Origin of the sequence: Amycolatopsis sp. CB00013, assembly GCF_001905755.1 — a bacterium.
GTDB lineage: Bacteria > Actinomycetota > Actinomycetes > Mycobacteriales > Pseudonocardiaceae > Amycolatopsis > Amycolatopsis japonica.
In genome coordinates, this window is record NZ_LIWC01000006.1 from 93,011 (window position 1) to 106,636 (window position 13,626).

12 protein-coding genes are annotated in these 13,626 nt (G+C 69.4%); 4 read left to right on the forward strand and 8 right to left on the reverse strand.

What is annotated here, in order from left to right; all coding sequences use genetic code 11:
- Nucleotides 1-40: 40 nt before the first annotated feature.
- On the reverse strand, nt 41-2,275 hold the full coding sequence (gene katG / locus AMK34_RS33825; protein WP_073848083.1) for a catalase/peroxidase HPI: 2,235 nt from the start codon (nt 2,273-2,275) through the stop codon (nt 41-43).
- Nucleotides 2,276-2,302: 27 nt separating this feature from the next.
- Complete coding sequence (locus tag AMK34_RS33830; RefSeq protein WP_073848084.1) at nt 2,303-2,725, reverse strand: Fur family transcriptional regulator; 423 nt, start codon at nt 2,723-2,725, stop codon at nt 2,303-2,305.
- A gap of 126 nt (nt 2,726-2,851) precedes the next feature.
- Between AMK34_RS33830 and AMK34_RS33835 the strand changes: the two genes are divergently transcribed.
- Nucleotides 2,852-3,793, forward strand: a complete 942-nt coding sequence (locus AMK34_RS33835) for a hypothetical protein (protein ID WP_038509418.1) — start codon at nt 2,852-2,854, stop codon at nt 3,791-3,793.
- Here AMK34_RS33835 and AMK34_RS33840 read toward each other — a convergent pair.
- Genes AMK34_RS33840 through AMK34_RS33855 form a run of 4 tightly spaced genes read right to left on the reverse strand, consistent with a single transcriptional unit; the run spans nt 3,769 to nt 8,523 of the window.
- Entirely contained in the window at nt 3,769-5,151 is a 1,383-nt protein-coding gene (locus AMK34_RS33840; protein ID WP_073848085.1) for an MATE family efflux transporter, read from the reverse strand. The two genes, AMK34_RS33835 and AMK34_RS33840, sit on opposite strands and share 25 nt — an antisense overlap.
- Nucleotides 5,148-6,206, reverse strand: coding sequence for a cysteine synthase family protein (locus AMK34_RS33845; protein ID WP_073848086.1), 1,059 nt, complete (start codon nt 6,204-6,206; stop codon nt 5,148-5,150). Before AMK34_RS33845 ends, AMK34_RS33840 begins: the two co-directional genes overlap by 4 nt.
- Entirely contained in the window at nt 6,203-7,549 is a 1,347-nt protein-coding gene (locus AMK34_RS33850; protein ID WP_073848087.1) for an amino acid decarboxylase, read from the reverse strand. The genes AMK34_RS33845 and AMK34_RS33850 overlap by 4 nt, the downstream gene beginning before the upstream one ends.
- Entirely contained in the window at nt 7,540-8,523 is a 984-nt protein-coding gene (locus AMK34_RS33855; protein ID WP_038509407.1) for an ornithine cyclodeaminase, read from the reverse strand. The genes AMK34_RS33850 and AMK34_RS33855 overlap by 10 nt, the downstream gene beginning before the upstream one ends.
- A gap of 101 nt (nt 8,524-8,624) precedes the next feature.
- Here AMK34_RS33855 and AMK34_RS33860 point away from each other — a divergent pair, with 101 nt between their 5' ends.
- Complete coding sequence (locus AMK34_RS33860) at nt 8,625-9,908, forward strand: amidase family protein (RefSeq protein ID WP_073848088.1); 1,284 nt, start codon at nt 8,625-8,627, stop codon at nt 9,906-9,908.
- Between the two features lie 527 nt (nt 9,909-10,435).
- Here the strand turns inward: AMK34_RS33860 and AMK34_RS33865 are convergent.
- A complete protein-coding gene (locus AMK34_RS33865; RefSeq protein ID WP_038509402.1) occupies nt 10,436-11,302 on the reverse strand; it encodes a LysR family transcriptional regulator in 867 nt (288 codons plus the stop codon).
- Between the two features lie 195 nt (nt 11,303-11,497).
- Here AMK34_RS33865 and AMK34_RS33870 point away from each other — a divergent pair, with 195 nt between their 5' ends.
- Entirely contained in the window at nt 11,498-11,923 is a 426-nt protein-coding gene (locus AMK34_RS33870) for a cysteine dioxygenase family protein (protein ID WP_241832927.1), read from the forward strand.
- Between the two features lie 69 nt (nt 11,924-11,992).
- Here AMK34_RS33870 and AMK34_RS33875 read toward each other — a convergent pair whose 3' ends face one another.
- The gene (locus AMK34_RS33875; RefSeq protein ID WP_038509396.1) at nt 11,993-12,412 is read right to left on the reverse strand and encodes a GNAT family N-acetyltransferase; all 420 of its coding nucleotides are present in this window, start codon (nt 12,410-12,412) and stop codon (nt 11,993-11,995) included.
- Between the two features lie 509 nt (nt 12,413-12,921).
- Between AMK34_RS33875 and AMK34_RS33880 the strand changes: the two genes are divergently transcribed.
- The gene (locus AMK34_RS33880) at nt 12,922-13,617 is read left to right on the forward strand and encodes a response regulator (RefSeq protein WP_073848090.1); all 696 of its coding nucleotides are present in this window, start codon (nt 12,922-12,924) and stop codon (nt 13,615-13,617) included.
- Nucleotides 13,618-13,626 lie beyond the last annotated feature (9 nt).

The following is a 13,626-nucleotide window of genomic DNA, read 5'->3' on the forward strand; positions in this document are numbered from 1 at the left end:
ACGGCTTCGATCACGCGAGTCACGTCCAGCGGTACCGACGTCAGTCGAGGTCGAACCGGTCCAGTTCCATGACCTTGGTCCACGCCTTGGCGAAGTCCGCGGCGAACCGCTCTCGCCCGGCCCGACCCGCATAGACCTCGGAAAGCGCCCTCAGCTGCGAGTTGGAGCCGAACACGAGGTCGACCGGGGTCGCCGTCCACTTCACCGCGTCCGTGCCGGCGTCGCGGATCTCGTACACGTTCTCCTCGGACTCCGACACCTTCCACCGGGTGCCCGGCGAGAGGAGGTTGGTGAAGAAGTCGTTGGTGAGCACGCCGGGCCGGTCGGTGAGGACGCCGTGCCGGGTGTCGCCGGCGGTGATCCCGAGCGCACGCAGGCCGCCGACGAGGACGGTCATCTCGGGCGCGGTCAGGTCGAGCATGTAGGCGCGCTCGACCAGCAGGACCTCCGGCTGCAGTTTCTCTTCGGGACGCAGGTGGTTGCGGAACCCGTCGGCACGCGGTTCGAGCAGCGCGAACGACTCGACGTCGGTGTCCTCCTGGGTGGCGTCCGTGCGGCCGGGGTGGAACGCCACGGTCACGTCGGTGCCCGCGTCGCGCGCCGCCTTCTCGACGGCGGCAGTGCCCGCCAGCACGATCAGGTCGGCCAGCGAGATCTTGGCGCCACCGGCGTCGTTGAACTCGCGCTGGATGCCCTCCAGGGTCTCCAGCACACTCGCGAGTTCCCCCGGCCGGTTGACCTCCCAGTCACGCTGGGGTGCCAGGCGGATCCGGGCCCCGTTGGCGCCGCCGCGTTTGTCGGTGGACCGGAAGCTCGCCGCGGACGCCCACGCCGTGCCGACCAGCTGCTCGACCGTGAGCCCGGACTCGAGCACCTTCGTCTTGAGCGCGGCGATGTCGGCGTCCCCCACGAGTTCGTGGTCGACGTCCGGCACCGGGTCCTGCCACAGCTGCGGTTCGGGCACCCACGGCCCCAGGAAACGGCTGACCGGGCCCATGTCGCGGTGCAGCAGTTTGTACCAGGCCTTGGCGAACGCGAGCGCGAAGTCGTCCGGGTTCTCCAGGAAGCGGCGCGAGATCTTCTCGTACTCCGGGTCGACGCGCAGCGCCAGATCCGTGGTGAGCATGGTCGGCTTGTGCTTCTTGGCCGGGTCGTGGGCGTCCGGGATGATCGCCTCGGCGTCCTTGGCGACGTACTGCTTGGCGCCGCCGGGGCTGGTGGTGAGTTCCCATTCGTAGCCGAAGAGGATCTCGAAGAACCGGTTGCTCCACTGCGTCGGCTTGTCGGTCCACGTCACCTCGAGACCGCTGGTGATCGCGTCGGCGCCCTTGCCGCTGCCGTGGGTGCTCAGCCAGCCGAGGCCCTGTGTCTCGAGCGGGGCGGCTTCGGGTTCCGGGCCGACGTGGTCGTCGGCGATACCGGCACCGTGGGTCTTGCCGAAGGTGTGGCCCCCGGCGATGAGCGCGACGGTCTCCTCGTCGTTCATCGCCATCCGGGCGAAGGTCTCCCGGATGAAATGCGCCGCGGCGGCCGGGTCCGCGTTGCCGCGGGGCCCCTCGGGATTGACGTAGATGAGGCCCATCTCGGTCGCGCCGACGTCGGGGACCATCTCGGTGTCGCTCGCGTAGCGCTCGTCACCCAGCCAGGTGTCTTCCGGACCCCAGAAGATCTCCTCGGGCTCCCACGTGTCCACGCGGCCGAAACCGAAGCCGAACGTCTTGAACCCCATCGACTCCAGCGCGACGTTCCCGGCGAGCACGAGCAGGTCGGCCCACGAGATCTGCTGGCCGTACTTCTCCTTGACCGGCCACAGCAGCCGCCGTGCCTTGTCGAGGTTGGCGTTGTCGGGCCAGCTGTTGAGCGGGGCGAACCGCTGCGCGCCGTCACCGGCGCCGCCTCGGCCGTCGTGGATGCGGTAGGTGCCCGCGGCGTGCCAGCTCATCCGGATCATCAGGCCGCCGTAGTGGCCGAAGTCGGCGGGCCACCAGTCCTGCGAGGTGGTGAGCACCTCGGTGATGTCGCGTTTGAGGGCCTCGACGTCGAGTTTGGCGAATTCCTTGGCGTAGCTGAAGTCCGCGCCGAGCGGGTTCGACTTCGACGAGTGGGCGTGCAGCACCGAGAGGTCGAGCTGGTTGGGCCACCAGTCCTTGTTGGTACGCGGGCGGCCGCCCGATTTCGGCGTCGGCGAGTCGATCGCCGGGTTCTCGCTCTCACTTCCGTGCGCGGTCACGGAGTCGTGGGCCACCGGGCAGCCCTTCTCCGGGTTGTCACTCATTTCTTTCCTTCCGAGCAGGCGAATTCATCACTGGACAGGTTCGGCCGCACAGCCGGGGCACAGGCCCCAGTAGACGACCTCCGCCTCGTCGATCACGAAGCCGTGATCGCCCGAAGCGGTGAGACAGGGGGCATGGCCGACGGCGCAATCGACGTCCGCGATCGCACCGCAGGAACGGCACACGACATGGTGATGGTTGTCCCCCACCCGGGTCTCGTAGCGGGCGAGCGCGCCGGCGGGCTGGATCCGCCGGATCAGACCGGTTTCGGTGAGCGCCCGCAGCACGTCGTACACCGCCTGGTGCGAGACCGTCGGCAGCTCGGCCCGCACCAGCGCGATCACCGTTTCGGTGTCGACGTGCGGATGATCGCGCAGCGCCGCGAGCACGGCCAGCCGAGGCCGCGTCACGCGCAACGAAACCGCTCGCAGCTGTGCCTCGAAGTCGGACATCACCAAGGACGATAAGAGCGTCTTTGGAACGGGTCAAATCAAGAACCCCGGGGAGTGAAGGCCGGTTTCGAACGCCTTGACACCGGGTAGCCGTGGAACGAGCCATGACTTGCGTGAGGTGAGTTCATGACAACGACCGGCCGTATCGGTATCGCCGACGTCGAATGTCTCGAAAACGCGGTCGATACTCTGCGCGCGTTGGACTATCGGCAGGGCGGCGCCTTTTCCCACGACGCGGTGCACGTCGTGAAGTCGGTCAGCCTGCTGCTCACTTGGGGCGCCGTCCCCGGCGGACTCCGGTCACGGTTGCTGACCGTGCTCGCGGATCTGCACAATCTGCTGGGCTGGACGGAATTCGACATCGGCCGCCGCGTTCCGGCACGGCTCCGGTTCGACCGCGCGCTCGGTCTCGCCGCCGCGGCGGGCAACGACAATCTCATGGCCAACATCTGTTACCGCCTCGGCAGGCTGGCGTTGCATCATGACGACGTCGAAGGCGGGTTGGACCATCTCCGGCAAGGCCAAGCCGCCGCCCACCGCTCCGGTTCCCTGCGGGCCCAGGCGATCCTGACGATCAACGAGGCGTGGGCACTGGCCAAGGCCGGTGACGAGCGCGCAGCCCTCACGAGCCTGGCGCGGGCGGAGTGCGAGTTCGAGAACGCGGGCACCTGGGCGGCGCCACGACCGTGGGAAGCCTTCTTCGGCGCCACGGACATGGCCGCGATGCGCGGGACCGTCCTGACCGAATTGGCCAGGACGGTCGCCTCCCGGCACAGCGAAGAAGCGATCGAGCGGTTACGCGACGCCGTCGACGGCTACGGCGCCGAGATGTCCCGCAGCCTCGCGCTCACCTTGATCATGCTCGCGCAGAACCACGCGCTCCAGGGCGACTTCGGCGAAGCCGTCCGCACCGGCGACGAGGCGCTGGACCTCGCGCGGGGCCTCGGTTCCACCCGCACCAAGGACCGGCTCGCACCGCTGGCGGCACTTCTGCGCGGAGACGCCGATCCCGCCTCCCGCGACCTGCTCGCCCGGATCGACCGCTATCGCGCCGAACCGGCTCCCTGACCGGCGAAACGCCGTCCGAGCAGGACCGCGGTCGTCGCGAAGCCGAGACACAGCCCGGCCCAGACCCCCCAGCCGCCCCAGTCGAACACGTAGGCGCACAAGAACATCGCGGGCACGCCCACCGCCCAGTACCCCACGAGCGTGCAGCGGAGGCCGGAGACGGTGTCACCGAGCCCGCGCAGCAGGCCGACGAGGATGTTCTGCGTTCCCTTGCTGTACTGCTGCGCGATGGCGAACACCAGCAGGGTCGACGCCGTGCCGAGCACCACCGCGTCGGTCTCGTCGTGCAGGAACGGCCACAGCAGCACCTGCGGCACCAGCAGGTACGCCAGGCTCACCACCGCCATCAAGGACCAGGAGAGGGTGAACGCCTGGCGCGCGATCACCGGTGCGCGATCCCGGTCACCGTGGGCGACCGCGCGACTGACCAAAATGGACGATCCTTGCGACAGCCCGATGTTGGCCTGGTAGACGATGTAGGCGAGCTGGTTCGCGACGTTCGACGCGGCGAGCATCGCCGGGCCGAACGCACCCATCAGCATCGTCGCGATCGAGGTGATCGCCGCCTCCGAGCCGTAGGTGAAGCAGATCGGCGTCCCGTGCCGGACGATGCGCCGGACCACCGCCCGATCCGCGCGCCACAGCGCGAGCGACACCATGGGACGCAACAGCGGGTCCCGCCGGAGGGCCGAGGCGAACACGGCGAGCGTGAAGAACTGGACCAAGGTCGTCGCCAGGCCGATACCGGCGACGCCCAGCTCGGGCAGACCCGCCCAGCCGTAGATGAAGGCGGCGTTGAGGGCGGCGTTGACCGCGATCGACACCAGCGTCACGGCGAGGAGCGAACCCGGCCGCCGCAACCCGACGGCGAACTGGCGCACCACGTTCAGCCACACCATCGGGAACAGCCCGCCGGCCAGTGCGAACATCATCGGACCGGCGAGCGAAACGATCTCCGGTTTCTGGCCGAGCGAAGGCAGCGCGACAGCCAGTCCACAAAGGACGGCCGCGCCGAGCGCCGCGGTCAGGGTCGCGACGAGCAGCGCCGACCGCAGGAGCGACCGGATCTCGTCCCGCGCCCGCTCGTCGAGTTCGCCGGTGCCGGTGCGGAGTTCCCCGGCCCCGGCCGCCGTCGCCACGAGGTTCCCGACGCCGGTGACCATGCCGACGCACATGGTGCGGATCTGGTTGTAGAGCAGGATCGCCAGCCCGCCCGCCGCCACCGCGGTCACCCCGAGCAGCCCGAGCATGGCCAGGTCGACGCTGGTGAGCGCGACCTGTGCCAGCTGGATTCCCGCGATCGGCGCGGCCAGCCCGGCGAGGGCCCGGTAGCCGCGGGTCGTCACCGCCGTGCTCATCCGCCCACCGCCACCGGGGTCCGGCGCACCGCCCGGTCGCGCGTGGCGACCTTCACGGATTCGGCGTAGGTGGCGAACCAGCGGTCCATCCGGCGGTGGGCCAGTTCGTCGAGTACGCCCCTGGCACGCAGCCATTCGTCGTCGTACACCGAATCGAGGTACTTCTCCCCCGCGTCGTTGCACAGCACCACGACGACACTTCCGGCCGGATACGCGTAAAGCCGCCGCAGCGCGACGTGGATCGCGCCGCCGGTGGTCCCGCCGACCAGCACGCCGGTGCGCCGGGCGACGACGCGGGCCCCGGCGAACGCGTCGCTGTCGGACACGCGGTGGGCTTCGCCGATCACCGACCGGTCGACGTTGTCCCCGATCGGGAAACCGGCCGGGCTGCCCGCCCCGGTCTGGTGGTAGATCCCCGGCGCGCCACCGAAGATGATCGAGCCGACGGGTTCGACCGCCACCGCGTGGGTACCCGCTCCCGCCGCGCGCAGGGCGCGGGCCGTGCCGCACAGGGAGCCGCCGGTGCCGATCGCCGCGACGAGCACGTCGACGTCGCCGAGCTGCTCGACGAGTTCCCGCGCCAGCCCGGTGTACCCGTTGCCGTTGCCGGGATGGTTGTGCTGATCGGGATGGTAGGCACCGGTTTCCGCGGCGATGCGGGCCGCGACCCGCCGCCGCTGGACCGAACTGACCCCGCCGTCCGGCGGGCGTTCGACGAACACCAGTTCCGCGCCGAGCGCGCGCAGCATCCCGAGTTTCTCGCGGGCGGCGTGGTGATCGACCACGGCGGTGAACCGGTAGCCGCGTTCCAACGCGACCAGGGCGAGCCCGTTCCCGGTGTTGCCGGACGTGGGTTCGACGATATGCCCGCCCGGCCGCAGCCGTCCGTCCAGCTCCGCCTCGTCGATCATCTGCCTCGCCATGCGTACCTTGCACGAGCCGGTGGGGTTGAGGTGGTCGAGTTTGAGCAGCAGACGCGTCCCGGTGCCGGTACGCGCGAGCTCCAGCAGCGGCGTGTTCCCGATCAGGTCGGACGCGCGCCGGACGATCGTCATCGGATCTCCTGGATCGGGTGGTCGGTGTCGAGATGCCAGCGGTCGCCGTCGACCACCACTTTCGGCGGCAACGGAAGCTGGTGGAAACCGCTCTCGTTCTTGTCCATCTGGTAGCCGGCCGTGTTGGGGTACACGAGCAGGTCGCCGGTCCTCGGCCGCGCGGGCAGCTCCACCGCGCGCCAGGTCAGCACGTCGTACTCCATGCAGCTCGACCCGGCGACGATGGTCCGCACCGGCGTGCCGCCCGGTCCGTCCCGGCGCACGAGCAGCGGGTCGGGCAGGAACTCGCTGCCCTTCCACTGTTCGGACAGGCTCATGGAAAGGCCCGCGACCGTGGTGATCAGGTGGTCTTCGGCCGGTTTGCAGCCCAGCACCGGGAACACCGAGAACCCGGCGCCGTCGACGAGGGCTCGGCCCGGTTCGAGCAGCAGCTCGATCCCGGCCGCGCGCAGGCGCTCGGCCAGTGTCTTCCCGGCGATCTCGTGCCGCAGGATCGCGGTAACCATCGCCGCCCCGGTCGGCGCCTGGTGGTACGGATAGGTCCTCGCCGGATTACGGCCGGCGTGGAACCAGCCGTCGTGCCTGCCGGACTCGAACCGCGCCCAGTCACCGGCGTCCACATAGGACACGGCGATCCCGCCACCCACGCTGATCTTCGACGCGGGATGTCCGAGCGCGCGGGCGTCGTGGCACAGATCGATCAGGTATGCGGCGAGTTCCGCCCTCGGCACGGGGTCGTAGCCGTCGAGGTGGAACGAGAAACCCCGCAGGACGACCGGGCCGCCGCACTGCCGGATGGCCGCATTCAAGGCGTCGGGCGCGAAACCGAACCGGCTCTCCGGGGCGGACGGCGGCCGCACCCGCAGCAGCACTTCGGCGGTCTCCCCGAGTTCGGTGGCCAGCCGGGCGACGCGTTCCAGCTCGTCGGCCGCGTCCACCGCGATGAGACAGCGATGCCGCAGGGCGAGCCAAAGGAGGCCGTCGGGTTTGGCGGCGCCGGTGACCCCGATCGCTTCGCCGCGCAGCCCGTTTCCGAGGGCGTGCACCAGTTCGGGCACGCTCGCGACGTCGACCCCCGTGCCGGGACGCGTGCACTCCCGCAGCCACGCCGCCGCCTTGTTCGCCTTCTTCCCGTAGTAGACGGTGCCTTCGACACGTTCGGCGGCGAGCGCGTCGACCATTCCCCCGAGGTTCTCGGCGAAAGTGGCCGGATGGACCACGTGGAACGGGCCGCCGCCGACACCGCGGGCGATCTCCCACAGCGTCTCGGAGTCACGCAGCCGGTGCGCCCAGGGACGTTCGAGCGCGGGCAGGGGCGGGGACAGGGTGTCGATCAGGTCCACAGGGCCACCTCGCGGCCGCGGCCGGCGGCGATGGCGCGGGCGGCCAGCGCGTGCGCCACCGGGATGTCGGTGATGATCATGCCGCTGCTGAAGGCGAACACCCGGTCTTCGTCGCCGCGGCGGCCGGGGGCCTTGCCCGCGAGGATCTCCGGGAGTTCGGCGTCGATCCGGAACACGCCGTCCGGACCCGCCATCCGCTGCCCGGTCACCTCGACCTGCGCGCCGCTGGTGGCCACCGTGTAGTCGGCCTCGGCGAGTGTGCCTTCCTGGACGCCCTTGCTGGCGACCGAGATCAGCAGCCCGCCCGGCGGCAGCCAGCCGAGACGGATCTTCGGGTGGGCCGCCCGGCCCGACGCGGCGACCACGATGTCGGACTCGCGCGCCGCGGCCTCCACGTCGTCGACGAGTTCGACCTCGCGGTCCGGGAAGCGCTCCTTCAGCGCGGCGACGCTGTCGCGAAGACCGTCGGGATGCGTGCCGAACAGCCGCAGCCGTTCCAGCTCCGGCAGCGCGGTGAGCAGGTACGGCAGCGTCCGGATCCCCTGCGCGCCGGTGCCGACCATGAGCGCGGATCGCGCGCCCGGCCGAGCGCAGGACCGCGCGATCAACGCGGTGCTCGCGGGCGTGCGGGTGGCGCCGACGCGGTGGCAGTCCATGAGCGCGAACGGCAGGCCCGTGGTGTCGTCGTACAGGGTGATGGTCGTGTAGTACTTCTCGGCCGACGTGCTGCCTTGGCGGTAGCTCGTCTTGAACGCGGCCTGTTCGAGGGAACCGTCGTAGCCGAGCATCGAGTACGCGACGGCGTCCCGCGCGGGATCCGGGATCGGCACCATCAGCTTCGCCGGGTTCCGCGAGGCCCCGGCCGCGTAGGCCAGATAGCCGTCTTCGACCATCGTGATCGCCTCGCCAGGGGTGAGTTCGAGGCTGTGCAGATCCGAGCGCGTGAGTACGTGCAGCGAGGGACCGGAGCTCATGAACGATCGACCTTTCTCGTGGGAAGGTGGCGCGCCGCAGCTTAATGAAAATGATTGTCTTTATCGATGACTGTGGTCCTTGTCACGCTAAGCTGACGGCCGTGAGTGGACCCTGGAGCGCTTCGGAAAGCCGCGCACGAGCGGAAGAAGTGCGGCATCTCAACGCGATCGGTCAGCTGGCGGCGCACGATCACGCGGCCGTATCGGCCGGCCCGCTCAGCGGGATCCCGTTGGTGGTCAAGGACAACATCCACGTCGCCGGGATGCCGAACACCGCGGGGACCCCGGCGCTGGCGGACCACGTTCCGCGCGAGCACGCGACCGTGGTCCGACGGCTGACCGACGCGGGCGCCGTCGTCGTCGGCAAGGCGACCATGCACGAACTCGCCCTCGGCATCACCTGCGACACGACCCCGCTCGGCCCGGTGCGCAACGCGTGCGACCCGTCCCGGTTCGCCGGGGGCAGCAGCGGCGGGACCGCGGTCGCCGTCGCGGCGGGCATCGTGCCCGCGGGTCTGGGCACCGACACCGGTGGTTCGGCCCGCGTTCCCGCCGCGCTCAACGGGGTTTGCGGCTTCCGGCCGACCACGGGCCGCTACCCGTCCGACGGCATGACGCCGCTGAGCAGCACGCGGGACACGGCCGGGCCGATCGCCCGCACGGTCGCCGACCTCGCGCTCCTCGACGCGGTCCTCGCGGCGGAAGAGCCATCACCCCTGATCGAGAGCACGTCGGTCAGGCTGGGTGTGCCGCACGGTTTCCTGACCGGCGACCTGTCCGAGGACGTCGAAGAACTCTGGGAAGCCGCGCTTGCCCGCTTGGGCGCGGCAGGCGTCACCCTGGTGCCGCTCGACGACACGCCTCTCGCCGAACTCGTCGTCGATCAGGGAATGCCGCTGGTGATCCACGAAGCAGGCGTCGGGCTCCGCTCCTACCTCGCCGAGCACGTACCCGAGGTTTCGTTCGAGCGGCTCGTTCGCGAGATCGCCGCGCCCGACGTCCGGGCGATCTTCGCCGAAGCGGTCGTGCCGGGCGTCGAACCCGCCGTCTACGAAGCGGCCATCACCACCCGCTCCGCCTTGCGTCGCGCCTACGCGAAGATCTTCGACGAGAGCGGCATCGACGCGCTGGCCTTCCCCACCACACCGGCGACGGCCCGGGACTTCTCGGCCGTCGGGAGCTTCGTGCACCGCGGGCGCGAGGTGCCGACCTTCCCCACCTTCATCCGCAACTGCCAGCCCGGCAGTATCGCGGGATTCCCCGGCCTGACCGTCCCGATGGGGCGCGCACGCGACGGGCTTCCCGCCGGGCTGGCGCTCGACGGCCTGGTCGGGGACGACCGGAAGTTGCTGGGCGTGGGGGCTTTCGTCGAACGGGTTCTGTAGAGGTCCGTGAAGGCCTCCTTGCCTACCCTGAAGGTAGCGACCCCGGCAAGGTCACATAAGCGCAGGTCAAGCGCTTGATTGCCCTGGCCGACGGGAGTCGAACAGGCTCCAACCGTCCACTGTGGTCACTTCGCGGCGACCGAATGTCTCATTCATGGCGAAATGGGTGATTATGCCGAGGGGTCGTGAGTGGTAAGGGTCGTTCTAACCCTCTTTACCACTCACGACCCCTTTGCGAAACGCCCAAATCGGGCACTCTCCCCCTGGAAGAGTCCCTTGTGGACAGTCGAGAAGGAAGCGAGGCCACCGTGGCGAGTGCCTCCGTTGCCCACTTGACCAGCGAATAGGCGACTTTGCCGGAACCCTGACCCTGAAGGTAGTGAAGGAGGCCTTCACTACCTTCAGGAGTGCCACCTGCGGCTCTTCAACACCGCCGGCCCCAACAGGTCACTGCGGCCGCGCGTGAAGGCCCCCTTCACCGCGTCTAGCGCAATGAAGGAGGCCTTCACGGACTTCAGAACCCCGCCCTAAGCCCGGATGCTCGTCTGAAGCGCGTCGATCAACGCCGCTGCGGCCGGAGGATCGGGCGGGTCGCCATAGGTGACGGCATAGATCTGTCGCGGGTCTTCGGCCAGCTCCGTGGCGTGGACACCGGGCATCCGATGCGCACGCAGCGCCAGCCGGGGCAGCGTGGTGACGCCCATCCGGGCCGCGACCAGCGCCTGCATGACCACGATGTCGTCGCTGACCATCGAAATACGCGGGGCGAACCCGGCCCGCCCGCAGATCGTGACGAGTTCGTCCTGGCATCGGGCGCAGCCGCCGATCCAGGTCGAGTCACGATGATCGGCGATGGTCTGTCCCGGCTCGCTGGTGAGCAGGTAGATCGGGTCCTCCAGCAGGTGCACGAGCCGGAGCCCCTGCTCCTCGCGGGGCGTGTCCGCGTACCGGAAGATCAGGGCGACGTCGATCCGCCCCTCCCGCAGCATGCGCAGCGCCTCGCCCGGATGTTCGTCCACCAAACCCAATTCGAGTCCGGGATGCGCACGGGCCAGCGTCGCGGCCGCGTCGGGGACGATCGTGCTCAGGATCGACTGGAACCCCGCCATCCGGACCCGCCCGGCGCGCAAGCCCACTTGCGCGGCCAACTCGGCTTCGGCGCCTTCGACCCGGCCGACGATCTCGGCCGCGCGGGCGGCGAGCAGTTCCCCTTCCGGTGTGAGCCGGATGCCGCGGCCGATCCGCTGGACCAGCTTCGCGCCCGTCGCCGCCTCCAACCTCGCGAGATGGTGGCTCACCGCGGGCTGCGTGTAGTGCAGTTCCTTCGCCGCCGCGGTCATCGAACCGTGCCGCGCGACCGCCGCCAGCACCGTGAGCTGCACCAGATTCAGCATGGATAAAGAATATCTATATCAAGGAAAGAACGTCGTCATTGGACGCCGCCCGGACGGCGGGCCACGATGAGAAGCGACGAGAAGGGAGAACGAAAAATGACCGTCACGACCCTCAGACCAGGCCTTCCGGAGCTTATTACACGTCTGAGCCAATGCACCGGAAGACCATCCGAACCCCTTGTCACCGCACAAGCCGTGGCGAACGTTCTCACCGAACTCCGCCCGACTCCGCAGCTGCTCACCGCGGCGGAACGCGCCGGCTCCCCCGACGGCTACACCCGCACCACCCTGCACGCCGAGTCCGCCTTTTCGATCGTCGGACTGGTCTGGCGGCCCGGCCAGCTCACCGAGATCCACGATCACCTGGTGTGGTGTACATTCCTTGTCCTGCAAGGAACCGAGACCGAGACCATCTTCGACATCGACGACGATCGGCTGGTCCGGAAGGCCCAGCGGCAACGCCCGGCGGGGTCGGTGAGCGGCGTCGCGCCGCCCGACGACATCCACCAGGTGCACAACGCGGGCGACACCGTCGCCATCACCTTGCACGTGTACGGCGCCGACCTGAGCAAGGGAACCAGCGTGCGCCGCAATTACCGGATGCGCGCCACTTCGCGGTGAAAGGCGCAATCAGCAGGGCCATTTCGCCCAATGCACCCGACCGATATCACCGCGCGATTCCCGGACGCCTTATCCGGCGTTTTGGCGCCGCATGCCGATGGTCCCGGGAGCGGTCTCCACGAAACCGTGGCGTTTGTAGAGCCGCCATCCGGGTGGATCGCCGAGCAGATTGACGTACGCACCCGGCGCCGCGGTGTCGATCGCCGCGAGAAGGGCCTCGAGGACGGCGTCCCCGATGCCGCGGCGCTGATGGGCGGGCAGAACGGCCATGTCGACGATGTGGAAGTACCACCCACCGTCGCTGATCACCCGGCCCATCCCGACGGTCTCGCCGGTGGGCCGGTGGACCACCCGGACCGACGTCCAGGCGCCGCGAACCCCGCGCTCCGCCTGTTCCCTCGGCGGTTCGCTGAGACCGGCCTCGCGGCGCAGCCGCAGGTAGTCGTCGACCGACGGGGAGCCTGCTTCCAGGCGGTAAGAGTCGTCCATGACGGGTTTGCCTTTCTGTCATACCAACGGCCTACAGCGTCGCACCCGGGGCCGGTCCCTCCACAATGGCCCCACGGTGAATCACCGGAGCGAGCCGGGAAAACGACTTCACGAAGTCGATATCGGACGCCATCGGGTTTTCCAACGAAATCAACCAGTCCGCTACGCCGAGCGCCGGACCCCGGCTTTCCACGTGTCCGGCGCGGCGCGTTCGGAATCTGTATCCCCGTTCCGCCGTCCGGCCCAAATCCGGCGCCCCGCGTGGCGGCTTTTCGCCCTTGTCACCCGATTGCTGGTCCTCACCCGCGCGGATAAGCGGGAAGATCACTGCCGGACCGCGACGAAAGAGGATTCGGCGAAAAATGAGTACCGACGTCGCCGCGACGGTCGGTTCGACGGATCGCCCGAGCGAGCGAACCTGTTCTCGGCGAATGCGAGCGCCGCCCGGCCCGGGGCCGACCGCACGGCCCGGGCCACACCGGGCGCCCGTCGATACCCCAAGGGGAACCATGAACCGCGTCACCACGCTCGTAGTAGACGATCAACCCCTCATCAGATACGCGCTCAGCAGGCTGTTGCGGGATTCGGCGGGGGTGGGGGCGGTGGCCGAAGCCGCGAGTGAGCCTGAAGCGTTGTGGCAGTGCGAGAAGAGCCATCCCGACATGGTCATCACCGAGCTGTCGATCTGGGGTGAGCCCGCCGGGACCGCGATCTGCCGGTTCGTGAAGGAACAGTTCGAACGCGCGGCCGTCCTGGTCTTCGCCGGTGATTCGTCGCCATCGGCCATCGCGATGGCGCTGAACGCGGGCGCGGACAGCTTCGTGCACAAGTCGGCCAGCGGCGGCCAGGTGATGTCGGCGGTGCGCTCGACGCTCGCCGGGCAGCGGGTGTGCCTGCAGGCGGGCGGAACCCCGCCGGCGGTCACCGAGGCCGTGCGCTACGCGAGCGCGATGACCAGACGGGAGGAGGAGATCCTCGCGCTGATCCTCTACCGGTGGTCGAACGACGAGATCGCCGAGGAACTGCATCTCGCCACGCAGACCGTGAAGAACTACGTCAGCCGGATCCTGCAGAAGCTGGGCTTCGGCAGCAGGCGCGACCTCTTCCGGGCGCTGCGTTTCCGGCCGGGCGGAAACCTGTTGCCGCGCCTGGAGACGACCGAGCGCGAAGGCGAGTTGCACACGGCGGACGGGTACCGGGGCTAGCCCGGCCGG